The following is a 25,714-nucleotide window of genomic DNA, read 5'->3' as shown; positions in this document are numbered from 1 at the left end:
CCCGCGCTGTCCTCTCAGGCGCGCGCGCCCTGCGCGAGCCTGTCGGCGATCCACCGGCGGAGCGCCTTCTTGTCCACCTTGCCGACGCTCGTCGTCGGGAGGGCGTCGAGCCACTCGATGCGATCGGGCACCTTGAACTGGGCGACGCCGCGCTCGCGCAGGAAGGCGCTGATCTCCCTCGTCGGCGGCGGCTGCCCGCGGGCCACGAGGAACGCGCACGAGCGCTCGCCGAGGTGGGCGTCCGGCATGGCGACGAGCGCCGCGTCGCGCACCGCCGGGTGGGCGAGGACGTGGTTCTCGACCTCCTCGGCCGCGATCTTCTCGCCGCCGCGGTTGATCTGATCCTTGGCGCGGCCCTCCACGACGAGGTAGCCCTCCCGGGTCCGCCGCACGAGATCGCCGGTGCGGTAGAAGCCGTCGCGCGTGAACGCCTTCTCGTTGTGCGCGTCGGCCCTGTAATAGCCGCGGATCGTGTAGGGCCCTCGCGTGAGCAGGTGACCGACCTGCCCGGGCTCGACGTCGCGGTCGTCGTCGTCCACGACGCGGACCTCGTCGTGGGGCGAGATGGGCCGGCCCTGCGTCTCGAGCGCGATCGCGTCGGGGTCGTCGAGGCGGGTGTAGTTGACGAGCCCCTCCGCCATCCCGAACACCTGCTGCACCTTGCAGCCCAGGGTCGGCCCCACGCGGCGCGCGACCTCCGCGGGGAGCCTGGCGCCGCCCACCTGGAGCACCCTCAAGCTCGACAGGTCGTGCCGCGCCGCCCGGGCCGCTTCCAGCCAGACCGAGGCCAGCGGCGGCACGAGCGCCGTCAGCGTGACCCGCTCCCGCTCGATCCACGGGAACGCCTCGTCCGGGCTGGGGCGGCGGCAGAGCACGACGCGGCCGCCGGCGTGGAGAACGCCCAGGCTCCCGGGTGAGCTGAGCGTGAAGTTGTGCGCGACGGGGAGGGCGGCGAGGTAGACGCTGCCCTCGTCGAGCCCGCAGATCTCCGCGCTGGCCCGCACGCTGTAGAGGTAGTCGTCGTGCGTCCGCGGGATGAGCTTCGGTACGCCCGTGCTCCCGCCGGACAGCTGGAAGAAGGCGACGTCCCCCGCGGCGGGCTCCGGGAGCGCGACGGGCTCCCTGTCCAGGCCGGAGAGCGCCGTGTGTTCGCCCGGATCGCCGGCCACGAGCACGTGCCGCAAGGTCCTGACGTCGCGCCGGATCTGGCTCGCCAGCGCGCGGTAATCGAACCCGCCGTCCCGGTCGGCGATGACGTACGCGACCGCCTCGGTGTGCTCGCAGAAATAGGCGATCTCGGCGCGCCGGTGCGCGGGCAGCGCCAGCACGGGGAGCGCCCCGAGCCGGAACAGCGCGAAGCACACCTCGAAGAACTCCGCGATGTTCGGGAGCTGGACGACGACGCGATCCCCCGGCCGGAGCCCGAGGTGCAAGAGGCCCGCGGCGAGGCGATCGGCGCGCCGATCGAGCTCACCGTAGCTCAGCCGGCGATCGCCGCTGACGAGCGCGATCCGATCCGGGTGCCGCGCGGCCCGCTCGCGCAGCAGGCGCCCGAAGGTCTCGCCGCGCCAGTAGCCGGCGCGCCGGTAGAGATCGGCCACCGCGGCCGGCCACGGAGTCCAGCCGTCGAGCGCCTGCGGTCGCGCCTGCGCGGGCGCCGGCCGGCTCTCCTCCGGAGCGCTCATGCCCGCTCCCGCGCCTGGTCGAGGCCGAGCGCGTTCAGCATCGTCCCGAGCTTGGCGGTGGTCTCGGCGAGCTCGTGCTCGCCGTTCGAACCGATGACGATCCCGGCCCCGGCATAGAGGCGGAGCGCCCGGCCGGCGACGTCGGCGCATCGGATGACGACCGCCCACTCGCCGTCGCCGCTGGCGTCGGACCAGCCCACGAGCCCCGTGAAGAACCCGCGATCGAACCGCTCGATCGCCCCGATGGCCTCGCGGGCGCGGTCCGTCGGGTATCCGCACACCGCGGGGGTCGGGTGCAGCGCGGTGGCCAGCTTCATCGAGGAGATCGAGAGATCGCGCAGCTCCCCGGTGAGCCGGCTCGACAGGTGCCACAGCGTCGGGGTCTGCGTGAGCGAGGGCTCGTCGGGGACGCTCAGGCGCCGGCAGAACGGCCGGAGCGCGGCGGCGACGGCGTCGACGACGATCGCGTGCTCGTGCCGGTCCTTCTCGGACGCGAGCAGGGCGATCGCCCGCCGGCGGTCCTCGTCGGGGTCGGGGCTGCGGACCGCGGAGCCGGCGAGCGGATTGGCGATCACCCGGAGCCCGGAGCGCGACAGGAGCAGCTCCGGGCTCGCGCCGAGGAGCGTCCGCGCGCGAGACGTCGCGACGCCGCGCTCCGCGCTGGAGAGCCCCGCCATGGGATCCGAGAGGTTGGCGGCGAAGGTGTAGCCGTTCCGGTTCTGCTGCGAGAGGCGCTGGAGGACGACGCGGAGATCGACCGGCTCCCGCAGGACCATCTCCAGCATCCTGGAGAGGACCACCTTGCTCAGCGCCTCGGACCGCATCAGGCCCACCGCCGTCTCGACGCCGCGCACGTAGTCGCGGGGCTCGGGGACCTGGCGCAGCTCCTGGACGGTGATCGGCAGGTGCGCCCGCGGCGATTCCGACGTGGGGTTGAGCGGGCCCGCGCTCTGGATCGCCCTCGGCACGATGAGGTGCGCCGGCGACGTGCTGTTGAACGGCACCGCGCCGACCACCATGGGGAGGCTCTGGCCGGCGCCGGCCCTCGACGCCGACGCGAGCACCCTCGTGACGCGGTCCGCGAGGCGGTCGCCCTGATCCGCGCCGTTCGGCTCGAGGATCATGTCGTGTACGCCCTGCGCGAGGAGGGTGCGTGTCGGCGACGCGAAGAAGAACGCCGACTCGGGGGTGTATTGCTTCAACAGCTGCCCCGCGTTCGCCGCGGGCAGCGCGACAGCGGCCGGTATCGAGATGGAACTCGTCACATTCAGCTCCGATGGGCGTCGAGAGCCACGTGGGCTCAGGTCATCGGGCGCTGGACGTCAGGTCTCTGGCCGCTCGTTGCTGATAACTGATAAAGAAAATCAGTTTCAAGTGACTCATGGCACACGCGTGCAAGACTGTCAAGGGACTCCCGGTTCTGTCTCGGGTGTGCGTCGCCGGTGGGCTTGTGGACGGGGCGCTCCGGGTCTTCGCTTCTGCGTTGACATCCTGCGTGACGGGTGCGACGAGTCGCCCCGCCATCGGTGCTCGTCCGGCCATCACCGGGCGAGCTGAAAAGGGAACCCGGTGAGAATCCGGGACTGCCCCCGCAGCGGTGAACGGGAACGACCATCACCAAGAAGCACTGGGCATGCACCAGAGCAGCCTGGGAAGCGGTGATGTGTAGGAGAGCGACCGGCGACGGCCGCAGCGCCCGTGAGTCCGAAGACCTGCCGAAGGTGCGCGCGCCGGTGCGCCGGCGCGCGCTGACCTGAGCCTTCGAGGGGAAGGCGCCCAGGCCCTCGACCACCTCGCTCGCGCGCGGTGTCGCGGCCCGTCACGCAGCCCCCTCGCTTCGGCTCTCGGCTCACCCGGAGCAGCGCGGGGTCGACGCGGGCAGGCGGCGCGTGAATGGTTGATTCCTCGGATCGTCGGTCGCGGCGGCGCCGGAGCGCCGGCGTGGCGTGCTGGCTCTCGCTCGCCGCCTGCAGCGCCGTGGCGGCCCTGCCGGCCGCCCGCGCCGACGAGCCGCGCAGGCCGGAGGCCGAGCAGGAGGGCGGTCGCGCTGCCGCCCCGCCGGGGCCGGACCCGCTGGAGGTGCGCGTCGAGGGGGATCGCCTGCGCGCGCCCGCGCCGCCCAAGGACAGGTCCGTCGCGGGGTCGGTGCTGGGCCGCGAGCGCCTCACCGGCGCGGGGCTCGGGGCGGCGGACGTCCTTCGCACGCAGCCGGGCGTGCTCATCATCGAGACGGGCGGCTTCGGCGGGCCGGCGACCGCGGCCCTCCGGGGAGCGACCGCCACGCAGACGCCGGTGTACCTCGCCGGCGTCCGCCTGAACGACGACGTCGTGGGGACGGCGGATCTCTCCCTCGTGCCCCTCTGGCTCATCGAGCGCATCGAGATCTACCGCGGCCACGCGCCCATCGAGGCCGACCGCCTCGGCCCCGGCGGCGCGATCTTCTTCGAGCCGCGGCGGCCTTCCCGGACGACGGCCGGCGCGGGCGCCATGGCGGGCTCGCTCGGCGCGCGGCGCGGGTGGGCGTTCGCCGGCGCCAGCGCGGGCCCGGTGAGCGCGATCGTCGGGGTGAGCGCCGAGGCCGCGGAGAACCGCTACGCGTTCGTCAACGATGGCGGGACGCTCTTCGACGAGAGCGACGACACCCTGGAGCACCGGCAGAACGCCGACGTGCGCACGATCGACGCCTGGGCGCTCGCGCGCGTCGAGCTCGGCGGCGGCGCGATCGTCGACGTGATCGCGAACGGCACCGAGCGCGAGCAGGGCGTGCCGAGGCTCGCGCTCCTGCCGTCCCGAGAGGCGCGGGGGGAGTCGCGGCGCGCGCTTTCGTCCGTCGCGGCGCGGGTGCCGTTCGGCGGAGAGGCGCAGCACACGCTCGAGGCGCGCACCTCGTTCATCGAGGCGCGCTCGGAGGTCCACGATCCCCTCTTCGAGCTCGCGCTGCAGACGCCGGAGCTCCGCCTCGCCGGCCGCCGCCTGGAGCAGACGCTCGGGGCGACGCTCTCCTTCGCCGACCGGCTCCGGGTGCGGCCCGTGCTCTCGGTCGCGCGCGAGGGCATCTCGCGCGCGCCGGACGACGTCCCGCTCGCGCGGGCGCGGCGCTCGTTCGCGCGCGGCGCCGTCAGCGCGGAGGCGCGCCTCGGCGAGGGGCTCGCGCTGCACGCCCTCGCGAGCGGGGAGTGCCACGCCACCGGCGCGGACCGGGAGCGCCCTTGCGACGTGCTCGTCCCGACCGGGCGGGTCGGCGTGGAAGTGGGGAGCGACCGGCTCCGGCTCCTCGCGACCGTGGGCCGCTACGTCCGCGTCCCGACGCTCGGCGAGGTGTACGGCGTCTCCGGCGTCGTCCACGGCAACGCGGAGCTCGAGCCGGAGTCGGGCGCCACGATCGAGGCCGGGATCCGGGCGCAGACGGGGCGCGGCGCCGTGCTGCGCGGCGCCTTCATCGACGTGTTCGCGTTCGGGAGCGCGGTCTCCGGGCTCGTCGCGTACGAGAAGTCCGGCCAGGGCTACGTGAGCCCGTACAACGTCGGCCGCGCCCGCGTCGTGGGCGCGGAGCTCCTGGCCGGGGTCGAGGTGACCCGGTTCCTCCGCGCCGAGATCGCGGCGACGCTGCTCGATCCGCGGGACACGACGCCGGGGCGGACGACGAGGAACGACCTCCTCCCGTTCCGCTCGCGCCTCGTCGTCGCGCCGCGCCTGCACGCCGAGTGGAAGCGCCCGGGCGGCGCCGTGTTCTCGGGCGCGTCGGGCGAGCTCCGGGCCGTGTACCAGTCGAGCCGGTACGCCGACCCCGCCGGCCTCGGCGTGATCGCGGAGCAAGCGACCCTCGACCTCGACGCGGAGGCGAGGTGGCTCGGCGGGCACCTCGCGGCGAGAGCTCGCGTCGCGGACCTCCTGGACGCGCGGCGCACGGATGTCGTCGGGTTTCCGCTCCCGGGGCGGAGCGTGTTTTTCACACTGGAGTCAACATGGTGAAGATCAGTCGGTTTGCGTTCGCGATCTCGATTCCGATGCTCGGGTGCAACGTGGATTCGCCGCCGCCGTCGACGGGCGGCGTCCACGGCGGCGGCGACGGCGACGCGTGTGAGAGCGGCGTCGTCATCGTGACGAGCGACTACCAGTCGACGAACATCGCCGTGTCGGCGCTCGACGGGACCACCCTGTCTCCTTCCTTCGTGTCGAGCGGCGCGGCGAAGCCGGGGCTCAGCCTCGCGCTGTCCGGCGACGTCGATGTCCCGGGGGCGGCGTCGCCGTCCGGCCGCGTCGTCCTGCTCGATCGGTTCGGCACGAACGTGATCACCTGGATGGATCTCGAGACCGCCGAGGTCCTCGCGCAGCTCCCGGTCGGGCAGGGGTTCGAGTCGAACCCTCAGGACTACATCGAGGTGGGCGCGGACCGCGCGCTCGTGTCGCGCTACGGGAGCAACCCGAGCCCTGGCGTGGAGCCGTTCGACGAGGGCGGCGATCTCCTGATCGTCGACACGAAGGAGTACTCCATCGCGGGGCGCATCGCCCTGCCGGAGGAGGGAGAGGGGCTCCTGCCGCGCCCGTCGGGCATGGCGCGCGTCGGTGACGACGTTGTCGTGGCCCTCGGCCGGCTCGCCGCGGACCTCTCGACCGTGGGTGAAGGGCGCCTCGTCGGCGTCTCGCCGGAGCAGGGCGCTGTCACATGGACGGTCGACGTGCAGGGGCTCTACGGCTGCGGGCGTCTCGCCGTGTCGCCCTCGGGAGAGCGGCTGGCGGTCGCCTGCTCGAGCCGCTTCGACGTCGAGGCGATGGAGTACGATCCGGCGACGAGCGACGTCGTGATCTACGACGCTCGCACCTCGCCCCCGGAGGAGATCGAGCGGCTCGGCGTGGCCAGGGCGCTCGGCGCCGCGGTCCAGCCCACGCTCGCCTTCGCCTCCGAGGACGTGCTCCTCGGGACGGCCTACGCGGGCGGCGCGTTCGCCGGGGACCGCGCCTTCTCCGTGAGCATCACCACGGGCGAGGTCACGACGCTCGCCGAGGCGACCCAGTCTTACGCCTTCGGCGGCGTCCACTGCTCGCCCGGCTGCGGCGATGTCTGCCTGCTGAGCGACGCGGAGAGGAGCAAGCTCCGGCGCTGGAAGGTGGCGGCGAGCGGCGCGCTCGAGCCGCTGGAGGACGCGACCGTCGACACCGAGATCGGGCTCCCGCCGCGAGGGATCGGCGGGCTCTGATCGGCCCCGCGGGGGTGCGTGGGCCGGTCAAGCGAGATGTCGTGGTGAGCTCGTTTGCAGGATGGCGCGGTCGACGCTGGCGGCGCGCGCCGTGGCGGGCCACAACCCGGGCATATGCCGCTCAGCGAAGCGCGTCCGGCCGATCCGCTCGACGACCTCGTCGCGCTCCTGCGCGGCAAGCGGATCGTCGCCCTGACGGGCGCGGGGTGCAGCACCGAGTCCGGCATCCCCGACTATCGAGGGCCCGAGACGCGGCGCCGCGCGCGGAACCCGATCCAGGGGCGGGAGTTCTGCCGCTCGGCCGAGATCCGGCAGCGCTACTGGGCGCGCGCCGTGATCGGCTGGGAGCGGTTCTCCAGGGCCGAGCCGAACCCCGCCCACGGCGCCCTCGCGCGGCTGGAGCACGCGGGGCAGCTCGATGGCCTCATCACGCAGAACGTCGACGGCCTCCACCAGGCCGCGGGCAGCCGTCGCGTCATCGAGCTGCACGGGACGCTCTCCGAGGTCGCCTGCCTCGCGTGCGGCGCGATGGAGCGGCGCGCCGCCCTCCAGGAGCGGCTCCTCGCCCAGAACCCCGGCTGGCTGCGCCTCGCGGCCGACCTCGCCCCCGACGGCGACGCCGACCTGCCCGCCGAGCGCGTGGCGGGCTTCCGTGCGCCGCCGTGCCTCCGCTGCGAGGGGCCGCTCAAGCCGCGCGTCGTCTTCTTCGGCGAGAACGTGGCCCGGCCGATCGTCGACGCGGCGTTCGCGCTGGTGGACGCGGCGGACGCGCTCCTCGTCGTCGGCTCGTCGCTGGCGGTCTTCTCGGGCTACCGCTTCGTGCTGCGCGCCGCGCAGCGAGGCATCCCGATCGCCATGATCAACCTCGGCTCCGCGCGCGGCGAGGAGCTCGGCGCGCTGAAGATCGAGGCCCGCGCCGGCGAGGTGCTGCCGCGCCTCGCCGAGGCGCTCGGCGCCGGCGCGACCGCGGCGCCGCGCTGAGGCGCCGAGCGCCGGCGCGACCGCGGCGCCGCGCTGAGGCGCCGAGCGCCGGCGCGACCGCGGCGCCGCGCTGAGGCGCCGAGCGCCGGCGCGACCGCGGCGCCGGCGTTACCCGCGCCGGTACATCACGTCGCTGCGGAGGACGTACTTGCTCCCCCGTGTCACGGCGGCGCCGCGGTGGAGCCGGCGGTGCTCGAACAGCAGCGCCATGCCGCGCCGCGGGGCGATGCTCCGGCCGCCCCAGAAGTCGGTCGTGCCGCCCTCGAAGTCGTCGTTCAGGTAGAGCATCGCAGTGTAGAGGCTCCGCTCGCCGTCGGATCGCACGAACGACCCATCGCCGTGCCAGTTGAAATATTCTCCCTCGGTGTACCGGTAATAGCGGAAGCGCTCGTTCAGCCCGACGGCGCGGTGGAGGCCGAAGCGCCGCGGCGTCCACGGCGCGAGCCGCTCCCAGAGGCTCGCGGCGAGCTCCGGATCGTCGATCATGACGCGGCCGTTCCTGCGCACCTCGAGGTTGATCACCTCGGTGCCCCCGATCGGCGCCTGCTCGAAGCCTCGCGCCTCGGCGAGCGCGATGAAGGCCTCGCACTCCTCGGGCGACAGGACGTTCGTCACCGTGAAGATGCGGAGATCGTCGGTGTAGTCGGTGCACTGGGCGGTCCGTTCGGCGTGCAGGGTGCTCATGCGTGGAGCGTGGGTCCGGGCGGACCGGATCCGGAAGGGCGGGACCCGGGCAGGACCGGGCAGGACCGGGCAGCGCGGTGGACAGGAGAGCGCCGCATCGCCGATGATCGAGCGCTCGCACCGATGGCACGGGTCTCCAGGGCGGGCCGCGGCGCGGAGCCCGCGGTCCGCTTCAACCACACGCTCCTCCAGCGGGCGCGGCTCGATCTCGACCTGACGCAGGAGCAGGTCGCCGCGTCGATCGGCGTCGACGTGCGGACCTACCGCCGCTACGAGTCGGGCGCGGTCAACGATCCGCGGCTCGGCTTCTCGGTCCGGAGCCCGTCCCGGCGGCGCATCCTCGAGCGGCTCGGCGCCGAGCTCGGCCTCGTCGAGGCGGAGCTGCTCGTCGTCGAGGCCGATGCCGAGGCCGCGCCGGCGGCGGATCCCGCCGCAGAGGAAGCGGCTGCATCGAGCCAGGCCGCGGAGGCGCCCGCTGGGGCGGGGAGGGCGCCCGCTGAAGCGTGGAGGGCGCCCGCCGGGGCGGGGAGGGCGCCCGACGAGGAGGCAGCGGTGAAGGCGCCGGCGGGCACACCCGCGCCGTCGCGGGGAGCCGCGCCGGCGTGGCGCCCGCTGCACGCGCACACGCTCCAGCGAGCGCGGCACTTCGTCGGGCGCGCCGAGATCCTCGATCGGCTCGCCGCGTGGGCCGGCGGTTCGCCGCCGCGCCCCCGGGTGATCGCGCTCCTCGGCGTCGGCGGGGCGGGCAAGACCGCGATCGCCGAGCGCTTCCTCCAGGGGCTCGGCGACGCCCCGCGGCCCGGCGGGGTGCTCGTCTGGAGCTTCTATGACGACCCCAGGACCGAGGCGTTCCTCGACCAGGCGGCCGCCTACTTCGCGCCGGGCGCGGGCGCCTCGGGCCCGGCGGCGTCGCGGCCCGAGGCGCCCGGAGAGCAGCTCGCGCGGCTGAAGGAGGCGCTGGGGCAGGGGCCGCCGCACCTGCTCGTGCTCGACGGGCTCGAGACCGTGCAGGCCGAGGGGGGCGGAGGGCGCGCGCACGGCGAGCTCCACGACGCGCTCCTCCGGCGGCTGCTCTGCGCGATCGCGTCCGGGCTCGGCGGCGCGCGGGCGCTCGTCACGTCGCGCTTCGAGCTCGCGGATCTGTCCGCCTGGGCCGAGGGCGGGCTCGCGACGATCCGGCCCGAGCCGCTCTGCGAGGGCGACGCCGCGTCGCTCCTGCGCCGCTGGGGCATCCGCGGCGACGACGGCGCCCTCGGCGCGCTGCTCGAGACGACGGGCGGCCACGCGCTGTCGGTCGCCGTCGTCGGCTCCTACGTGGGCGCGTTCCTCGGCGGCGACGCGGGGCGGCTCTCCGCGGCGCAGGCGGCGCACCTCGCCGGGGCCGAGCAGGACGACGTCCTCGCGCGCCGCCTGAGCTCGGTGCTGTCGGCCTACGCGCGCGCGCTGCCGCCGGGCGAGCGGGATCTTCTCGCGCGCCTCTCGGTGTTCCCCGGCGGCGCGGGCGAGGAGGCGCTGCTCCAGCTGGTCCGGGCCGGCGGCGAGATCGCCGGCGCCATGGCGGCGTGGGGCGCCGCGGAGCTCGCGCGCGGGCTCGCCCGGCTCGAGCGGCTGGGGCTCGTGTTCGCGGCGCGCCCGGGCGAGCGCTGCTACTCGACGCACCCCTTCGTGCGGCAGCACTTCAAGTCGCTGCTCGGCGTGCCGCCGGAGCGCGTCCACGCCGCGGGGAGCGCCGCGCCGCCGCCGCCGCCGCGCCTCGACGAGGCGCCGCGCCGGGCGCCGCGGGAGCGCGAGGCGGTCGACGCGTACGAGGCCATCCTCACCGAGCTGCTCGGCGCCGGGCGCGCGGGCGAGGCGTACGACATCTACGCGCTCGCCCTCGGCGGCTTCGCGCACCTCGGGCTCAAGCTCGGCGACATGGCCCGCGGCGCCCGCATCCTGCGCGCGTTCGCCGGCGGCGACGACCCCCGCGGCATGCCGGCCTCGCTGCCCGCGCGGGTGCGCGCGTCGCTCGCGTACGACGCGGGGCTCTACGCGGGCGCGCTCGGGGATCTCGCGTTCGCCTGCGCCTGCTACGAGGCGCACAACGAGATCGCCGGGGCGCTCGCCGACCCGGCCCCGATCGCGACCGGCCTGCGCACGCTCGCGTACACGGAGCGGCTGCGGGGCGACCTGACCGGCGCGCGCCGCCTGCTCGAGCGGTCGGCCGAGATCGCCGGCGGCGCCGCGGAGGGCGCCCGTCGCGCCGCGGCCCACGTGGACCAGGTCCACGCCGTGCGCGCGCTGGCGCTGCTCGCCGCGGTGCTGCACGACCTCGGCGAGGTCGACGCGGCGGGCGAGCGCTTCGCGCGCCTGCGGGCGCTGGGCGACGCGCCGGTGGCGCGCCGCGCGCTCTGGGAGGCGGAGCACGCGCTCGCGCTCGGGCGCCGCGACGAGGCGCGCGAGGCCACGGAGCGGAACATCGCCGAGTGCAGGCGGAGGGGCTGGGAGGGGCACGTCGCGCACGGCCACACGCTGCTCGGCCTCGCGCTGCTGGACGGCGGCGACGGCGGCGAGGGCGGCGGCGGCGACGTCGCGCCGGCCGAGGCGCACCTCGTCGAGGCGCGCCGCTGGGCTGCCGCGACGGGCGAGGTGGAGGTCGCGCTGCGGTGCCACGAGCTCGCGGCGCGGATCGCGCTCGCCGCTGGCCGGCTCGACGACGGCGCGCGGCAGGCGCTGGAGGGGCTGCATGTCGCCGAGGCGTGCGGGTTCGGCCCGTTCCGCGCCCGGCTCGCGGTCGTCGCCGCGCGGTGCGCGCTCGCGCGCGGCGCGGGGGCGGCGGCGTCCGCGACGGCGCTCGCCGACTCGTCGGTGGCGTGGGCGGGTGAGGACGCGTGGGCGAGGGCGGACGCGCTGCACTGGGCGGGCGTGGCGCGCGCGGCGGCGGCGCGCGGCGAGGAGCGCGCGCGAGGGCGGGAGCTGCTCGCCGAGGCGGCGGCGCTGCGGGCGCGCCTGCGCCACCCCGGGGCCGGCGCGTCGCGGGAGGCGCTCGCGCGGCTAGGCGGATGAGGGCGTGGCCCGCTGCGCGCGCCGGCGAGCGGAACGACGAGGGCGGACACTCCGCTGCTCGCCGTCGGGATCTTGCCGCGAAGGGGATTTCCGGGCTCCGCGTTACGAGCGCGGGATAACGTGCCGTGAATCGCGGGTCGCATGCGAGCGGCCGCGCAGTTGCGCTGTTTTCCTTGCCAGGAGCGACCATGTTCCACCGATGTCCCAAGCTGACGATCTCTCTCGTGCTCGCCCTCTCCACGGCGCTGGGAGCACCGGGCTCCGCCAACGCCGAGCCAGTGATCATCGAGGGAGGTCCTGTAGCGCCGCTCCCCGCCGAGGGAGGAACGGGCCTGTGCGCCGCGCAAAGGCCATCGTCCGCGCCGGATGTCGACTTCTGGGTTCCGACGGGCGAAAGCGCGGGCTTCATCGAGAAGATGAGCACGTTCTTCGACGCGGGGGAGGAAGAGCTCGTGAGCTCCGTGGTGCGCACACCGCTCGATCTCTCGAACAAGTACGACGCCGGGAGCGGGGCGAGCTTCGGCGATTTCACGGACGCTGTCTCCGACTGCCCGGCGGGAGGGTGCGACTTCGTCGCGAACGAGCCCGACGCGGCGTTCGGCATGCGCCTGCGCGGCTATCTGGCGGTGCCGCCCGAGTACGTCGAGCAGCCTGTCCACTTTGGCATTTACGCCGACGACGCCGTGGCCCTCGTGATCTACGACTCGGCGCAGGCCGCCTATCCGGTGCTTGTGCAGCCACCCGCGCTCGGCGCGCCCAGCTGGCGAATGACGAATACCGTCACGTTCGGCGAGGAGGGCCTGTACCCCGTCGAGATCCTCTATGCCGCGATCGTCGAGCATTCAGAGCTCGAGGTGTCGCTCCTGGTAGGCGAGTTCCAGGATTTTCAGCTCAAGTCCGGCGAGGCCGCCGGCCCGAGCCTCGCCGAGTCCGGCTTCACGCTCCTCGCGCCGGCGGCGTTCCATCGGAGCGTGGCGGGCGACGCCTCCGCGCCGGACGAGGACGCCTGCGCGCAGTGCGGCCGCGAGTTCGTCGGCCAGACCGGAAACAACGGCTGCGAGGCGGGCTCCTACTGCAACGACGCCGCGCTGTGTGCGCCGTGTGTCATCGACGCCTTCTGCGGGCCTTCGTGCAACCCGTGCAGCGCGGCGGCGCCGCGCTGCGCCCTCGTGGAGGGGACGCCGGCGTGCGTCGCGTGCGTGAGCGATGCGGACTGCGATGACGGCGAGGCCTGCGACCTCGAGGCGCACGCCTGCGCGGTGCCGCCCGGCCCCGACGCGGGCGCCGGCGGGACCGGCGGGGGCGGGGGCGGCGCGGGTGGGAGCGGCGGCGGCGCGGCGTCCGAGCCAGACGCGGAGGGCGACGACGGCGGCTGCGGGTGCCGGGTCGGCGGCGAGGGGCGGCAGGGCGGCGGGCTCGCCTTCGCGCTCGCGGGGCTCGGGCTCGCGCTCGCGGGCGCTCGTCGCCGGACGCGCGCGGCCTCGCGGTGAGCGGGTCCACGGAGCGCGGCTCGCGCTGAGCTCCCGCGGCGCGGCCTTGCCCGCGCGTCAGAGGGCTGCCGGGCCGCGCCCCGGCAGCCGCTGCAGGATGTCCGTCGTCTCGGCGCTTTTCTTGAGCCCGGCGAGGCGCTGCTCGATGTCGCGCCTCAGCACGCCAGCCATCACCGGCTCCAGCACCGGGGCGAGGGCCTGCGGGCGCGCGGCGAAGTTGTAGCGGAAGGTGACGCGCGTCCGCTGCGGCGACAGCGCCTTGAAGATCCATGCGCCCGAGAACTGGCGGAAGATCTGCGGCCCCTCGACCATCGTGATGGCCACCTGCTCCGGCGGGTTCAGGGTGATGTAACGCGCCTCCATGGACAGCCCGTTCTTCGCCCGCACCCACACCCGCACGCCGACGGCGGGCTCGGTCGCGCCGTCGCGGTAGCGCATCTCGCGGAGGAACGGGTCCCACTCGAGCCGGAGAGCGTAGTCCTGGGACAGCGCGAAGAGCTCGTCGCAGGCGGCGTCGATCTCGGCGGTGCACTGGATCGTGGGCATGGCGCCGAGGATAGGGCCGCGGGGATCGCGATGAGGAGAGCGATGGCGAGGGTCCGCCTCGGCCTCTTCGCGCGTCGTTGCGGAGCCGAGGTAGGCGATGGACTGGGCGATCACGAGGAGCATGGGTAAGCCCGGAGGAGCGGGTTGTCCGGGCACAGCCGGTGTGCCCGTCGCACGGCCCGGCCGAGATCGTCGAAGCGGCGCTCGCCGAGCGCTGCCATGGCATCGACGAGATGAAACGTCGACTCGCCGGGGAAGCGTTGAAGGAGCGTATCGAGCTCGGCGCACGCGCGCGGCCGGTCCGTTTCGGCGATCTCCTCCCATCGGAAACGGGATGAGGTCAGTACGGGCGCTCGTTTCAGGACCTCCGTGAGATCCTGCCGCGCGGCGAAGTACAGACGATCGAGCCGATCCCGGTGCGCGTCTGCGGTCTCCTGAGGCACGGCCGCGCTGGCCTCCTCCACCTCGCGGAAGGCGCGCGCTGCCTCCACGACGTCGAAGCCCATGACCAGGCATGCGCACCGTTCGACCGCTGCCCTCAGGCGGGTCTCGGGCTCGACATGCTCCAGGAGCGAGAGCGCGCGTCTCTCGATGTCGGCCGCCTCGTGAAACAGCACGGCTGCCTCGAAGCGGCTCTCTTCGTCTCCGTAGGCCAGCAGCGAGTTGGCCCTGAGCTTCCGCTTACCCCCGGAGGCCAGCAAGGCGAGGTACCCATCGTGCATTTTCATGGCTTCACCTGGTAGAGCTCGCTGGGTAGACCGCTCGATCTCGATACCGGCCGTATCAGAAACGGCGACAGGGTAACACGGCGGCACGCCCTCGGGCAGGACGGCCCATGAAGCCCCCGAGCTCGCGCGGATTCGAGATCGTATCCGCGGAGCGCGGGCCGACCCACTGCGCCAGCTCCTGTTACTCGCTCGGGATGCGGATGTCCGCCTTACGTGCTCGTGGACCACGCCGTGGCGGGCTGCGTGTGCGAGCCGGTCCAGGCGCCGGCCGGCCCTTACGCCGCGCCGCCCCCGGCAGCTGTGCCCCCGGCTCCGCAGCAGCCCTGGGCCGCGCGTCGGTGGCGGCCGCGGCGGCTTACGCCGTGAGCGAGGCGTACCGGAATCATCAGGAGGAGCAGCCGTCGCTGCGGGCCACGCAGCCGAAGTGAGCGGGCGGGAGGCGACGACCTGCCCTCGGAGGAGGCTCACAGCTCCGTTGTCTCGTGGAGGAGCCCGCGTGGCATACTGGCCTCGACCATGAACGAGCCGGCGCGCAAGCTTGTCTGGACACACGCCGAGTATCTCGAGCAGGAGCGGGCGAGCCCGACGAAGCACCAGTTCCTGAACGGCGAGATCTTCGCGATGGCCGGCGTGACGCCGGAGCACGCGCGCCTGTGCCTGAGCGTCGGCGCCGAGCTCCGGGCGCAGCTCCGCGGGCGACCCTGCGCGGTCTACTCCTCCGATCTGCGCGTCCGCGTGCAGGCGACCGGGCTCGCCACGTACCCTGACGTCAGCGTCGTCTGCGGGAGGCTCGAGCGCGATCGCGAGGACAAGGACGCGGCGCTCAACCCGATCGTCCTGGTCGAGGTCCTCTCCGAGAGCTCGGAGGCCTACGACCGTGGGCAGAAGTTCGCGCACTACCGGCGGATCCCCTCGCTCCGGGAGTACGTGCTCGTCTCGCAGCACGAGCAGCGCATCGAGGTGTTTCACCGCAACGAGGACGACTCGTGGACGCTCCGGGAGGCCCGCGCTGGAGAGGGCGCACATCTGGAGGCGATCGGGTGCGCTCTGTCGGTAGACGAGGTTTACCGAGACCCGTTCTCCCAGGTCGCGACGGCGGCAGAGGGGTGACTCCGGTATTCGTGATGAGCCTCGCTACTTCGGCTCGATGAGCGGCTTGCCCGGAAGTCGTCGCGCGAGGTCACGGGCGCGTCGAGGACCGGAGCCTCCGCAGCGGAGTGGGCCCTCTGCGGGGAAGCCCGCATCCAGGAACGGGAGCCACGGCGCTCGATCCAGCAGAGTGGCGGCTGTACGTATCCGGCGCGCTGCGTTCGCCGCCCTCGCGACCTGCACGCCGCGCCAATCCCTTCGGACCTCCGCGCCCGCCTGCGCCAGCTGGCCCTGCGCCGGCGGTCTGCACCGTAGCGCGGCCGGTGGCCCCCGCACGGCGGGCGCTACCGGAGGTCACGTGGATCGCTCCACCGCCGTGGCGTCCTGCCGGGTGACACTACGTGCGTCCCCCCATCGAGAGGAGGGCATACGGAGTGACACTACGTGTGTCCCGCCGTTTACAGATCGGCCTGCGAAATGACACTACGTGTGTCCAACCGTTTACAGATCGGCCTACGAAATGACACTACGTGACCCCATCCACATCCGCCCCGAGGTCCGCGGCCACGAGGACGCCTCCCTTCGCAGCCCCATCCCCCTCGCGTCGAGATCCTGCGCTCCTCCGAGCACACATCCGGCGGCGCTGTGACCTACCGTCGCGCTCGCCTGGACGTAGGTTCCCAAGATGGCCAAAGCCAAGACCCAACAAGCACACACCGGGAAGGCGCCCACGGCGACTCCCACGGCAAAGACAACCTACCACGCCTGCTACAAGCGCTTTGCCCCGCAGGCCATGGCGCTCCCGGACCGCGATGTCGAGGTCTGTCGGGCGGATGTGCGGATCGCCTTCGCCAACGTGAAGCGCGGCGTCCAGGCCGCCTGCGCGGAGCCCGCGCGGATCCGGCGAGCGCTGCCCGAGCTGCCGCTCGACGACGTGCTCGCGCTGCCGGACCTCGGCCGGGCCCTGGTCTTCGCCGCTACCCGCGTCACGGCGAAGCCGGCCAGCTCCGGTGAGATCGAGGCCAGGCTGAAGGTCGTGATCGAGCTGCGCGAGCCGATGCTCACGCTCGCCGAGACCCTGGCCAAGCGGGGGCTCCTGCCGAAGGACGTCGTGGCCGAGATCCGCGCCGGCAGCGGCAAGTACGATCTCGCCAGCGACGGGATGGCGCTGGCTCACCTCTACGAGGAGCACGCGGTCGCGCTCCGCGGAAAGCACCCTTTCAGCCAGGAGGAGTTCGAGCAGCTGCGGGAAGCGAGCGAGTGGCTGCTCGACACCCTCACCCCCGAGGGGGCCCGCCGGCCCGCGGCAAAGCAGCGCGGCGAGGCCGAGACGATGCGCGACCGGCTCTGGACCCTCCTGGTCCGTCGCTACGCCGACCTCCGGAAGATCGGGTATTACTTCCACGGCGACGCGTTCGAGGAGGTGACCCCGAAGCTCCTGTCGCGCGTGTCGAGCACCGCTGTCGACGACGTGAGCGAAGAGGAGGAGATCGAGGCAGAAGCGGGCGGCGGCGAGGACGCGGGTGAAGACGGTAGCCACGGCGCCGTCTCGCAACCCGCCGTCGCGTCGTCGCCGTAAGCGGCGCGCAGCCTACCGCGCCGCGCGCGGCCGAAAGCGCCCGTGCGGTGTGGCGCTGCCCCCCCGCGCCGTCCGCTCGCCCGGCGCTCGCCCTCCTGCACATCGTCGCTCGCGGCACGCGGCTTGCGACGCGCGCGGGGTGGGGGACGCGGCCGCCGCTCATGGCGGGATCGCTCCACCCTGGAGCAGGGCAATGGATGGCGCAGCCAGGGATATCTTCGTCATCAGCGATCTGCACATCGGTGACGGCGGCGCGCGCGACAACTTCGAGGCAGGCAGGAAGACGTCGCAGCTGCGTGCATTCCTCGACCACGTGGGCAGCGAGGGGGGCGAGCTCTTCATCCTCGGCGACCTCTTCGAGCTCTGGCAGATGAACCTCAGCCTCCTGTTCGTGAAGCGGCGGGCGCTCCTCGACCAGCTCGCCGCGCTGAGGCTCGTCTACGTGCCCGGCAACCATGACGTCGATCTCGTGCACTTCATCGAGACGGACCTCCTCAATCACCCCTTCTTCGCGTGCATGCGCGCGCCGTTCACCCGACAGCTCGGCGGCAAGCGGTTCCACTTCTGCCACGGGCACGAGACCGATCCGTTCAACGCCGGGGACGAGCCTGGCTTCGGCCGCATGTTCTCCATCCTCGCCGGCGTCGCCGAGGACGAGAACGGCTCTCCTCTCCTCAAGGGCGGCGAGAGCGTGGAGGACGTCCTCGAGAAGTTCGGCGACTCGATACTGACGATCTGGAAGCGCACCCTGGCGGCGATGAGCCAGCGCGTGACGGAGAGGGACCCGTCCCCCAGCGGGGCATTGACGCCGGCGCAGAACCCGGACCGGCTCGGCGAGCACGTGGTCGGGGTCCGCGCGGAGCTCGACACGGGCGCATACGACGTGGCCGTCCTCGGGCACACCCACAAGGCAGGCGCCATCGGTGACTGGTATTTCAACAGCGGTTCATGGGCCGGGCCTCTGAACTCGTTCCTTCGCATCTCTCCGGACGGACATGTCCGCTATCTGGAGTGGAAAGACGGTCGCGCCGTCGAGCGCGCGATGCCCCTCGTGCTCCCGGACGCGGCGCCCGATCGCGCACGTCCGGCGACGAAGAGCCCGGTCGCCGCGGCCATCTCCGCCGCGAGGACGATGTTCCCGAAGCCGACGCGCCCGGAGCGCTCCCGGTGGATCCTCATCGCGCAAGGCGCCCTCGCGCTCGCCGTGGGCGCCGGCGCCCTGACGATCTCCCTCGGTCAGGGCTCCTCCGCGGGGTGGCGCCTGCTCGTCTCGGCCTTCGCCGCCTACGCGCTCATCGATGGCGCCCTGTCGCTCGTCGGTGCGTCGCGCGAGCCGCCCGTCCGGCGCCTGCTCTCCCGCGTGCGCGGCGTGGCGAGCCTCCTCCTCGGCCTCGTCGTGCTCCGTCGCGGTACCATGGTCGAGATGTTCGCGGTCTTCGTTGGATTCTGGGCGTTCATCTCCGGCGCGCTGCGCGTCGCGGCGTCGATCGTGCTCAAGGGAATGGTGGAGTCGAGGTGGCTCTTCGTCGTGGGCGCTGGCTCGACGCTCGCCGGCCTCGTCCTGCTGTTCTTGCCCGCGTCGGCGGTGCCTCTCAAGTTCGTGCTGGCCGGCTATCTCTGTTACTACGGGGCAGGGGAGCTCCTGGCAGGCATCTTCGGGCAGCGGCTGCCCAGGGCGGCGGACGTCCGTCCCTCCGCATGAGGCCGCTCCCGCGCCGCCGGACAACGCTCCTTCCTGCCCGCGCGTAGAAACACCCCCTCTCCGGGCGTCCTTGTTCTACGCTCCTGCGCGTCTGGCAGTCCGGCGGCCGATCGCGCGGGGAGGCGTTCTCGCGGCGCGACCAGGGCGCCGGGCGCTCTCGCGGCGCGCCTCGTCGCTCTCGCGGGCCTCCCGGCCGCCCCGCGCGCCTCGCAGGTCAAGGGCCCCTCGGAGCTCCAGCCATGAAGATCTCCCTCCCGATCCCGCCGTCCCGCCGCGCCCCGCTCGCCGCCCTCGCCGGGCTCGCCACCCCCCTCGCCGGGCTCGCCGCCCTCGCCGCGGGCGCATCCTGCTCGGCTCCGCACCCCCCTCTGCCGGCCGAGCCGCCGCCGGCCGCGACACCCGCGCCCACGCCCACCCCGGCCGCGCCCCAGGCCCCGCGCTTCGATCAGATCCCCCGGATCGAGCTCAACCGCATCGCCGTGGAGCTCGATCTCCCGCTGTTCTGGATCGCCGACCGCAACGGCTCGGGCGCCGTCGATCCCGACGAGGTCTCCGCCCTCTGGCGCCACACGCCGGCGCCGGCCTGGGTCGCCTCCGGGGCCTTCACCCCGGCGTTCACGTCGGCGTATGCCGCGATGACCAGGGTCAAGGCCGAGGGCCACCTGCGCGCTGGCCTCGACGAGGCCGAGGTGCGCCGCCGCGATGCCGTCCTCGCGGAGCTCTCGGCCGGCCGCCCCTCGCTCCTCCGGTCCGACTTCCGCGGCGCGCCGGCCGAGGACCGCGCCATCGTCGGCCACCTGCTCAAGGTGGCCGAGCTCATCGAGCAGATCCACGCGAAGCAGCTCGGCTCCGCCGGCATGGCCGACCAGATCCCGGCCGACGACCCCGCCAGCCGGGCGCTGTTCTGGCGCAACCAGGGGCCCTGGTGCCAGCAACCGAGGACGCGTGACAATCCGGACTGCAGCGCGCTGCCGAGCAGGCCGCCCCGCGTCACCGGCGTCTATCCGGCGCGCCTCCAGCAGGACAAGAAGTTCTGCGCCGCGCTCGAGGCGCGCCCGGATCAGAAGGCGCTCCTCTCTCCCTTCACCGTCGTGGTCGAGGAGCGCGGCGCCCTCAGGGCCGTGCCCTACAGCGAGGCCTACAAGCCCGAGATGGAGGCGGTGAGCCGGGAGCTCAAGGCGGCGGCCGAGGCGATCCAGAGCCCGAGCGAGGCCGCGTTCAAGGCCTACCTGCTCGCGGCGTCGCAGGCGTTCCTCGACAACCGCTGGGAGGCCGCGGACGAGCCCTGGGCGAAGATGAACGCCGAGAACTCGGCGTGGTACCTGCGCGTGGGGCCGGACGAGACCTACTGGGAGCCGTGCAGCCGCAAGGCGGGCTTCCACGTGAGCTTCGCGCGGATCAACCAGGAGTCGCTGACCTGGCAGAAGAAGCTCGATCCGGTGAAGTCCGACATGGAGACGGCCTTCGCGGGCCTCGCGGGCGCGCCGTACAGGGCGCGCAAGGTCGCTTTCCACCTGCCCGACTTCATCGACGTCCTCCTGAACGCCGGCGAGTCGCGCGCCGCGACCGGCGGGACGGCAGGGCAGAGCCTGCCGAACTGGGGGCCTGTCGCGACCGAAGGCCGCGGCCGCACCGTGGTCATGGTGAACCTCCTGCAGGACGACGACAGCCGCGCCGCGCTCCGGGAGGCCGCCGCGTCGCTCCTCTGCAAGACCACGATGGAGAGCGTGTCCCTCGAGCGCCCCGTGGCCGCGCTCGGGACGGTGCTGCACGAGGCGGCCCACAACCTGGGTCCGGCGCAGGGCTACAAGGTGCAGGGCAAGACCGACGACGAGCTCTTCGGCGGCCCGCTCGCCTCGATGCTCGAGGAGCTCAAGGCCCAGACCGGCGCGCTCTTCTTCACCGGCTGGCTCGCGCAGAAGGGCGTCCTCGACCCGGCGCTCGCCCGCATGTCCGAGGTGAGGGACGTGATCTGGGCGCTCGGGCAGGTGGGGCAGGGCATGTACACAGCGGGCGGCGAGCCGCGGCCATATGGTCACCTCGCCGCGATCCAGCTCGGCAGCCTGCTCGACGCAGGAGCGATCGGCTTCTACCGCGGCGAGACCGCGGCGAACGGCGCGGACAAGGGGTGCTTCTCGATCCAGTCGGACAAGCTGCCCGCGGCGGCGGAGGCGCTCGCGAGGGCGGTGCTCGGGATCAAGGCGCGCGGCGACAAGGCCGGCGCGCTGCGCCTCCGCGAGACGTACGTCGAGAAGGCAGGCGCCTGGAAGGCGCTCCGCGGCGTGATCGAGGAGCGCATGCAGCGCATGCCGCTCGGCAGCGTCGTCTACGCGATCGAGCTGTAGGGTCCTCCGTGATCCCGGCACAACCCCGCGAGACCGCCGCGCCCGCGGGCGAGGCGACGAGCGCGCGCGGCCGGCGCCGCGCCCTCGGCCTGCTCGCCCTGCTCGGCCTGCCGGCGCTCGGCCTCGGAGAGCTGGTGGCGCACGTGTACTTCAGCGAAAGAGCTCCGGATTTCGACGCCTGGCGCGAGGTCGCGGCGCCCCTCGCGGCGATGAAGCAGCCGGGGGACCTCGTGCTCGTCGCGCCTGGATGGGCCGATCCGGCCGCGCGCCGCGCGCTCGGGGACGAGCTGATGCCGCTCCGCGACGCCGCGCGGCCCGACGAGAGCCGTTACGCGGCCGCGGTCGAGATCAGCGTCCTCGGCGAGCGCGCCGAGGAGCTCGCGGGCTTCCGCGAGGAGGCGCGGCAGGAGCGCGGCCCCTTCGTGCTCCGGCGCCTCGTGAACCCGTCGCCCGCGCGCGTCGTCTACGACTTCGTCGACAGCGTCGCGCCGGCGTCGGCCGACGTGCGCGTCACGGATCCTCCGGCCGCGTGCCGCTGGAACCCGCGCGCGCGGATCGCCGCCGGCGGGCTCGGCGGGAACCCGACGTTCCCCGCCGAGCGCTTCGAGTGCCCCGGCGGCCCGTTCTTCAACGTGGGCGTCACGGTGATCGCGGACGAGGAGTTCCGCCCTCGCCGGTGCATCTGGTCCCACCCGCCGAGGGACGGCGAGATCGTCACGCGCTTCCGCGGCGTCCCGCTCGGCTCGGTGATCCGAGGGCACGCGGGCATGTACTGGATCATCGAGCGGGAGCGGCGGGGCGCGCCGGTCACGCTGTCCGTGCGCGTGAACGGCGAGGCCGCGGGCGAGGCGACGCACGCCGACGGCGACGGGTGGGCGGCGTTCGAGTTCCCGCTCGGCGCCCACGCGGGCGCGGCCGAGGCCGAGGTCGAGTTCGCCGTGAGGTCCGCCGACTTCACGCACCGCCACTACTGCTTCGAGGCGGACACCCGATGAAGCGCCCGGCGCCCCTCGCGCCCGCCGACGGCCTGATCGCGCTCGCGTTCGCGGCCGCGTACGTCGCCCTGCTGCTCGCGACCGCGGGCGATCTCGGCTACGCGCGCGACGAGGGCTTCTACTTCTTCGCCGCGGACCGCTACGGCGCGTGGTTCCAGGCGCTCCTCGACGCGCCGCGCGCGGCGCTCGATCCGCGGCGCGTCGACGCCGCCTGGTCGGTGAACCACGAGCACCCCGGCCTCATCAAGTCGCTCTTCGCGCTCTCCAACCTCGTCCTGCAGAAGCGGCTCGGGCTCTTCGCCATGGAGGGCACGAGCTACAGGTTCCCCGCGATGGTCCTGTCGGGCGTGGGGGTGGCGCTCGTGTACCTCTGGGGCACGCAGGCGCGCGATCGGCTCGCCGGCGCGTCCGCGGCCGCGCTCTTCGCGATGCTGCCGCGGTACTTCTACCAGGCGCACCTCGCGTGCTTCGACGCGCCGATCGTGACCGTCTGGGCCCTGTGCGCCTACGCCTACTGGCGCTCGCTGCGGGACGGCGGCGCGCTGTGGCCCGTGCTCACCGGGATCGCCTTCGGCCTCGCGCTCGACACGAAGCACAACTCCTGGTTCTTGCCGATCGTCTGCGTCTCGCACGCCGCCGGCATGGCGCTCAGGGACCGGATCGCCCTGCGCGCGAGCGCGGCGAGGGCGGCGCCCGCGGCCGCCGCCGCGGCGTCGCCTGCGCGGCCCGGAGGCGCCCGGCGAGCGCTCGCCGCGCTCGCCGCGATGGCGACGATCGGCCCGCTCGTCTTCTACGCGCTCTGGCCGTGGATCTGGCGCGACACGCTCCCGCGCCTCCGCGAGTACGCGTCGTTTCACCTGAACCACGAGTACTACAACATGGAGTTCCTCGGCCGGAACTACTGGACGCCGCCGATGCCGAGGGCCTACGCGCCCGTGATGACCGCGGCGACGGTCCCCGTCGTGACGCTGGTCCTCTTCGCCGCGGGGCTCTGCGCGGCAGCGCGCGAGCGCCTCCTCTATCCGCTCGCGTGCGCGGCGGCGCGGCTCGCCCCGGAAGGCGGGAGGCTCGCGCTCGCCGCGGAGCGGGCGCTCGCCGCGCGGCTCCGTCCGCCCGCGGACGACCCCGGCGGCACGGCGCTCCTCTGGTTCCTCGCCATCGCCGCTGTGTACGGCGCGTGGCTCTCGCCGAGCACGCCGATCTTCGGCGGCACGAAGCACTGGATGACGGCCTACCCGTTCATCGCCCTGTTCGCCGGCGCCGCGTTCTCCGCCGCCGTGCGGCGCGCGCGCGCCGGTCTACGCGCGCTGCTGCTTTCCCGGCGCGCGCGCGGATCCCGCGCGCGCGCCGGCGCGAACACCACGCGCGCGGCCGCGCTCGCGCGCGGCCCGCTGGTCCCGGCGCTGCTCGGGGCGGCGGTCGTCGCGGCGCCCATCGCCGAGACGCTGCACGCGCACCCGTGGGCGCTCTCGAGCTACACGCCGCTGGTCGGCGGCGCGCCCGGCGCGGCGAACCTCGGGCTGAACCGCACGTTCTGGGGGTACACCACGGGCGCGGTCGTCGCGTACCTCAACGAGCACGTCCCACCCCGAGGGACGGTGTACATCCACGACACCGCTGGCCCGGCGTGGGAGATGTTGCTGCGCGACGGGCGCCTGCGAGCGGACATCCGCGGCGTGGGGGCGGTCGCGGGCGCGGACTTCGCCCTCTACCACCACGAGAAGCACATGCTGGGGCAGGCGTACCAGGCGTGGGTCGCGTTCGGGACCACGCGCCCGGATCACATCGCTGGACCCGATGGCGTGCCGGTGATCCTGGTCTACCGCAACCGCGCCCGCTGAGCGCGATCAGCGCTTCTTCGCCGCCGCCTTCTTGGCGGGCGCCTTCGCCGCCTTCTTGGCGGGCGCCTTCGCCGCCTTCTTGGCGGGCACCTTCGCCGCCTTCTTCACGGAGGCCGGCGCCGCGGCCTTCCCGGTCGCCGCCTTCTCCGCCGGCGCGCTCGCCTTCTTGGTCGCGGCCGCCGGCTTCTTCGCCGGCTCCTTCTTCGCGCCTCGGACCGCCACGGCCCTGGGCTTGCTCGCCGCGGGCTGCTCCGTCGCCGGCTTGCGGGGCTTCTCACGCGGAGCGGCCTTCTTGGAGGGCGCCTCCTCCTCGTCGAGGTCCTCGTCCTCGTCCTCGTCCTCGTCGAGGTCTTCTTCCTCGTCCCCCTCGTCGAGGTCTTCTTCCTCCTCGTCGAGGTCTTCTTCCTCGTCCTCGTCGAGGCCTTCGTCTTCGTCCTCGTCCTCGTCCTCGTCGTCGAGGTCTTCTTCCTCCTCGTCGTCGAGGTCTTCGCTCTCTTCCTCCACCGCCACCGGAGCAGGCTCGCGGCGTCGCGACGGCGGGGCGTCGTTGCGCAGGGGAGCGGCGGCCGGCTTCCCGGCGACGTCGAGCTCGTCGAGCGGGTCGCCGAGCACCACCGCGATCTCACGCTTGAAGTCGGTCATGTGGCTGTCGACCTCGAGCGCATCCTGCTCGGACAGCGGCGTGAGCTTGAGCTTGAGGACCCGATCGCCCGCGAGCTCCCACGACGCGGCACAGCCGCCCTCGCGCAGCATCCTCGAGGCGATGGAGTCGATCCGCTGGCGCAGACCGCCGCGCGCCCCGGGCTCGATCTTGCGCTGCAGCTCGAAGCGGCGCTCCATCATCGGGAGCGTCACCACCTTCGCCTCGACGAGATCGGAGAGCTCGTCGGCCACCGCCTCCTCGATCTCGAGCCGCGCGTCGGGGTCGCTGCTCTCGAGCGAGAAGGTCGCCTCGCGGAGCTCGGGATCGTAGCCCGTCAGCTTGCCGCCGGCGCTCTGGGCCGCGCGCGTCAGCGACTCGTGCAGCACCTGCGCCGGCGCGCGCTTGCCGACCGTCGACGCGACGTACCCGAGGGTGTCCAGGCGCACGTGCACAGGGCCGTCGTCCTCGAGGCCGAGCTCGGGCCGCGGCCCGAGCAGCGCGTCGCGCATCACGCGGAAGACATCCCGCTTGATCACGTTGTCCTCGGTGAAGATGTCCTCGACGTGCTCGGACTCCATCAGCGTGCTCGTGAGGCTCGCCACGAGCTCCTCGACCTGGTCGTCGATCTCGTCGGTGCCGAACGTGGTCGTGGGCTCTCCGTCGACGAGGGCCCACGGCTCGAGCCGAGGCGTGATGGCCGCGATGTCCGCGGCCATCTTGTCCTCCAGCTCGCGCGCGAGCGCCGTCGCGCCGCCCCTGGCCACGAGGATGTGCCCGTGCGCCTTCAACGCGTCAACGATGCTCGTGGAAAGTCGGCGGGAGAGATTGCGCTCGTTCACGAGGCGCGCAGCTTACACGGTTTGCGCGGCCTGGCGATATTTGAAGACCGCGGATCGGCCGTGCTCAGGGGTCGTTCTCGATCACCTTGATCAGCACGCCGCCGATGCGCTCCGGGATGACCGCGCGCGCCGCGTCGGCTCCTCCGGACCGGATGCTGACGCGGACGATGAAGCCCACCCCGTCCTCCCGCTCGACCCCGACGCCGACACACCACGGCTCGCCGCTGATCTTGGCCTTGAGCTCGTCCTTGGCCCGCCGGGCCGATCCCACGTCGCTCATCTCGTTCACCTCTCCTGAATGGGAGCGCGCTCTGGCAACCTCTC

The 25,714-nt window shown here is 73.7% G+C and carries 18 protein-coding genes and 1 riboswitch; of the genes, 11 read left to right on the top strand and 7 right to left on the bottom strand.

All coding sequences use genetic code 11. The annotated features are described in order from the left end of the window. Positions 1 to 14: 14 nt before the first annotated feature. Together WMF44_RS21090 and dhbC are read right to left on the bottom strand one after the other, a co-directional pair. Complete coding sequence (locus tag WMF44_RS21090) at positions 15 to 1,685, bottom strand: (2,3-dihydroxybenzoyl)adenylate synthase (RefSeq protein ID WP_437300900.1); 1,671 nt, start codon at positions 1,683 to 1,685, stop codon at positions 15 to 17. Next, on the bottom strand, positions 1,682 to 2,950 hold the full coding sequence (gene dhbC, locus WMF44_RS21085) for an isochorismate synthase DhbC (protein ID WP_437300899.1): 1,269 nt from the start codon (positions 2,948 to 2,950) through the stop codon (positions 1,682 to 1,684). The genes WMF44_RS21090 and dhbC overlap by 4 nt, the downstream gene beginning before the upstream one ends. 242 nt (positions 2,951 to 3,192) lie before the next feature. After that, a riboswitch (cobalamin riboswitch) is annotated at positions 3,193 to 3,419 on the top strand. Positions 3,420 to 3,578: 159 nt separating this feature from the next. Here dhbC and WMF44_RS21080 point away from each other — a divergent pair. The 3 genes from WMF44_RS21080 (at position 3,579) to WMF44_RS21070 (ending at position 7,864) form a co-directional block, all read left to right on the top strand. Further along, the gene (locus tag WMF44_RS21080; protein WP_437300898.1) at positions 3,579 to 5,657 is read left to right on the top strand and encodes a TonB-dependent receptor domain-containing protein; all 2,079 of its coding nucleotides are present in this window, start codon (positions 3,579 to 3,581) and stop codon (positions 5,655 to 5,657) included. Beyond that, a complete protein-coding gene (locus WMF44_RS21075) occupies positions 5,651 to 6,883 on the top strand; it encodes a hypothetical protein (RefSeq protein WP_437300897.1) in 1,233 nt (410 codons plus the stop codon). The genes WMF44_RS21080 and WMF44_RS21075 overlap by 7 nt, the downstream gene beginning before the upstream one ends. A 114-nt stretch (positions 6,884 to 6,997) precedes the next feature. Next, positions 6,998 to 7,864, top strand: a complete 867-nt coding sequence (locus WMF44_RS21070; RefSeq protein ID WP_437300896.1) for an NAD-dependent protein deacetylase — start codon at positions 6,998 to 7,000, stop codon at positions 7,862 to 7,864. 108 nt (positions 7,865 to 7,972) lie between these two features. Here the strand turns inward: WMF44_RS21070 and WMF44_RS21065 are convergent, their stop codons facing one another. Further along, entirely contained in the window at positions 7,973 to 8,548 is a 576-nt protein-coding gene (locus WMF44_RS21065; RefSeq protein ID WP_437300895.1) for a prolyl hydroxylase family protein, read from the bottom strand. Between the two features lie 123 nt (positions 8,549 to 8,671). Between WMF44_RS21065 and WMF44_RS21060 the strand changes: the two genes are divergently transcribed. Next, positions 8,672 to 11,593 (top strand): helix-turn-helix domain-containing protein, encoded by a 2,922-nt coding sequence (locus tag WMF44_RS21060; RefSeq protein WP_437300894.1) that lies wholly within the window; start codon positions 8,672 to 8,674, stop codon positions 11,591 to 11,593. A gap of 188 nt (positions 11,594 to 11,781) precedes the next feature. Then, positions 11,782 to 13,083 (top strand): outer membrane exchange protein TraA family protein, encoded by a 1,302-nt coding sequence (traA, locus tag WMF44_RS21055; protein ID WP_437300893.1) that lies wholly within the window; start codon positions 11,782 to 11,784, stop codon positions 13,081 to 13,083. A gap of 57 nt (positions 13,084 to 13,140) precedes the next feature. Here the strand turns inward: traA and WMF44_RS21050 are convergent, their stop codons facing one another. Both WMF44_RS21050 and WMF44_RS21045 read right to left on the bottom strand, forming a co-directional pair. Then, the gene (locus WMF44_RS21050; protein ID WP_437300892.1) at positions 13,141 to 13,629 is read right to left on the bottom strand and encodes a type II toxin-antitoxin system RatA family toxin; all 489 of its coding nucleotides are present in this window, start codon (positions 13,627 to 13,629) and stop codon (positions 13,141 to 13,143) included. 110 nt (positions 13,630 to 13,739) lie between these two features. Beyond that, entirely contained in the window at positions 13,740 to 14,357 is a 618-nt protein-coding gene (locus WMF44_RS21045; protein ID WP_437300891.1) for a hypothetical protein, read from the bottom strand. A gap of 516 nt (positions 14,358 to 14,873) precedes the next feature. Here WMF44_RS21045 and WMF44_RS21040 point away from each other — a divergent pair. The 6 genes from WMF44_RS21040 (at position 14,874) to WMF44_RS21015 (ending at position 23,908) form a co-directional block, all read left to right on the top strand. Further along, positions 14,874 to 15,467, top strand: a complete 594-nt coding sequence (locus WMF44_RS21040) for a Uma2 family endonuclease (RefSeq protein ID WP_437300890.1) — start codon at positions 14,874 to 14,876, stop codon at positions 15,465 to 15,467. Between the two features lie 664 nt (positions 15,468 to 16,131). Further along, positions 16,132 to 17,025, top strand: a complete 894-nt coding sequence (locus tag WMF44_RS21035; RefSeq protein WP_437300889.1) for a hypothetical protein — start codon at positions 16,132 to 16,134, stop codon at positions 17,023 to 17,025. A gap of 193 nt (positions 17,026 to 17,218) precedes the next feature. Further along, the gene (locus WMF44_RS21030; RefSeq protein ID WP_437300888.1) at positions 17,219 to 18,727 is read left to right on the top strand and encodes a metallophosphoesterase; all 1,509 of its coding nucleotides are present in this window, start codon (positions 17,219 to 17,221) and stop codon (positions 18,725 to 18,727) included. Between the two features lie 239 nt (positions 18,728 to 18,966). Beyond that, a complete protein-coding gene (locus tag WMF44_RS21025) occupies positions 18,967 to 21,072 on the top strand; it encodes a hypothetical protein (protein ID WP_437300887.1) in 2,106 nt (701 codons plus the stop codon). A gap of 8 nt (positions 21,073 to 21,080) precedes the next feature. Next, positions 21,081 to 22,067, top strand: a complete 987-nt coding sequence (locus tag WMF44_RS21020; protein ID WP_437300886.1) for a hypothetical protein — start codon at positions 21,081 to 21,083, stop codon at positions 22,065 to 22,067. Next, complete coding sequence (locus WMF44_RS21015) at positions 22,064 to 23,908, top strand: ArnT family glycosyltransferase (RefSeq protein WP_437300885.1); 1,845 nt, start codon at positions 22,064 to 22,066, stop codon at positions 23,906 to 23,908. The genes WMF44_RS21020 and WMF44_RS21015 overlap by 4 nt, the downstream gene beginning before the upstream one ends. Positions 23,909 to 23,914: 6 nt before the next feature. Here the strand turns inward: WMF44_RS21015 and WMF44_RS21010 are convergent, their stop codons facing one another. Together WMF44_RS21010 and WMF44_RS21005 are read right to left on the bottom strand one after the other, a co-directional pair. Next, positions 23,915 to 25,390, bottom strand: coding sequence for a hypothetical protein (locus WMF44_RS21010; RefSeq protein ID WP_437300884.1), 1,476 nt, complete (start codon positions 25,388 to 25,390; stop codon positions 23,915 to 23,917). Positions 25,391 to 25,454: 64 nt separating this feature from the next. After that, positions 25,455 to 25,670 carry a hypothetical protein gene (locus WMF44_RS21005; RefSeq protein ID WP_437300883.1) on the bottom strand — a complete coding sequence of 72 codons (216 nt, stop codon included), beginning with the start codon at positions 25,668 to 25,670 and terminating at the stop codon, positions 25,455 to 25,457. Positions 25,671 to 25,714: the final 44 nt, after the last annotated feature.

The sequence above is a fragment of the Sorangium sp. So ce426 genome (genome assembly GCF_051475585.1).
Classification (GTDB): Bacteria; Myxococcota_A; Polyangia; order Polyangiales; family Polyangiaceae; genus Sorangium; species Sorangium cellulosum_B.
The sequence above is the reverse complement of the archived record's forward strand: the minus strand, read 5'-3'. Positions and strand labels throughout refer to the sequence as shown.

Coding starts and splice junctions, on each gene's coding strand:
- WMF44_RS21090 (WP_437300900.1), bottom strand. CDS start 1,685: ATGAGCGCTCCGGAGGAGAGCCGGCCGGCGCCCGCGCAGGCGCGACCG.
- WMF44_RS21080 (WP_437300898.1), top strand. CDS start 3,579: ATGGTTGATTCCTCGGATCGTCGGTCGCGGCGGCGCCGGAGCGCCGGC.
- WMF44_RS21075 (WP_437300897.1), top strand. CDS start 5,651: ATGGTGAAGATCAGTCGGTTTGCGTTCGCGATCTCGATTCCGATGCTC.
- WMF44_RS21070 (WP_437300896.1), top strand. CDS start 6,998: ATGCCGCTCAGCGAAGCGCGTCCGGCCGATCCGCTCGACGACCTCGTC.
- WMF44_RS21065 (WP_437300895.1), bottom strand. CDS start 8,548: ATGAGCACCCTGCACGCCGAACGGACCGCCCAGTGCACCGACTACACC.
- WMF44_RS21060 (WP_437300894.1), top strand. CDS start 8,672: ATGGCACGGGTCTCCAGGGCGGGCCGCGGCGCGGAGCCCGCGGTCCGC.
- traA (WP_437300893.1), top strand. CDS start 11,782: ATGTTCCACCGATGTCCCAAGCTGACGATCTCTCTCGTGCTCGCCCTC.
- WMF44_RS21050 (WP_437300892.1), bottom strand. CDS start 13,629: ATGCCCACGATCCAGTGCACCGCCGAGATCGACGCCGCCTGCGACGAG.
- WMF44_RS21045 (WP_437300891.1), bottom strand. CDS start 14,357: ATGAAAATGCACGATGGGTACCTCGCCTTGCTGGCCTCCGGGGGTAAG.
- WMF44_RS21040 (WP_437300890.1), top strand. CDS start 14,874: ATGAACGAGCCGGCGCGCAAGCTTGTCTGGACACACGCCGAGTATCTC.
- WMF44_RS21035 (WP_437300889.1), top strand. CDS start 16,132: ATGGCCAAAGCCAAGACCCAACAAGCACACACCGGGAAGGCGCCCACG.
- WMF44_RS21030 (WP_437300888.1), top strand. CDS start 17,219: ATGGATGGCGCAGCCAGGGATATCTTCGTCATCAGCGATCTGCACATC.
- WMF44_RS21025 (WP_437300887.1), top strand. CDS start 18,967: ATGAAGATCTCCCTCCCGATCCCGCCGTCCCGCCGCGCCCCGCTCGCC.
- WMF44_RS21015 (WP_437300885.1), top strand. CDS start 22,064: ATGAAGCGCCCGGCGCCCCTCGCGCCCGCCGACGGCCTGATCGCGCTC.
- WMF44_RS21005 (WP_437300883.1), bottom strand. CDS start 25,670: ATGAGCGACGTGGGATCGGCCCGGCGGGCCAAGGACGAGCTCAAGGCC.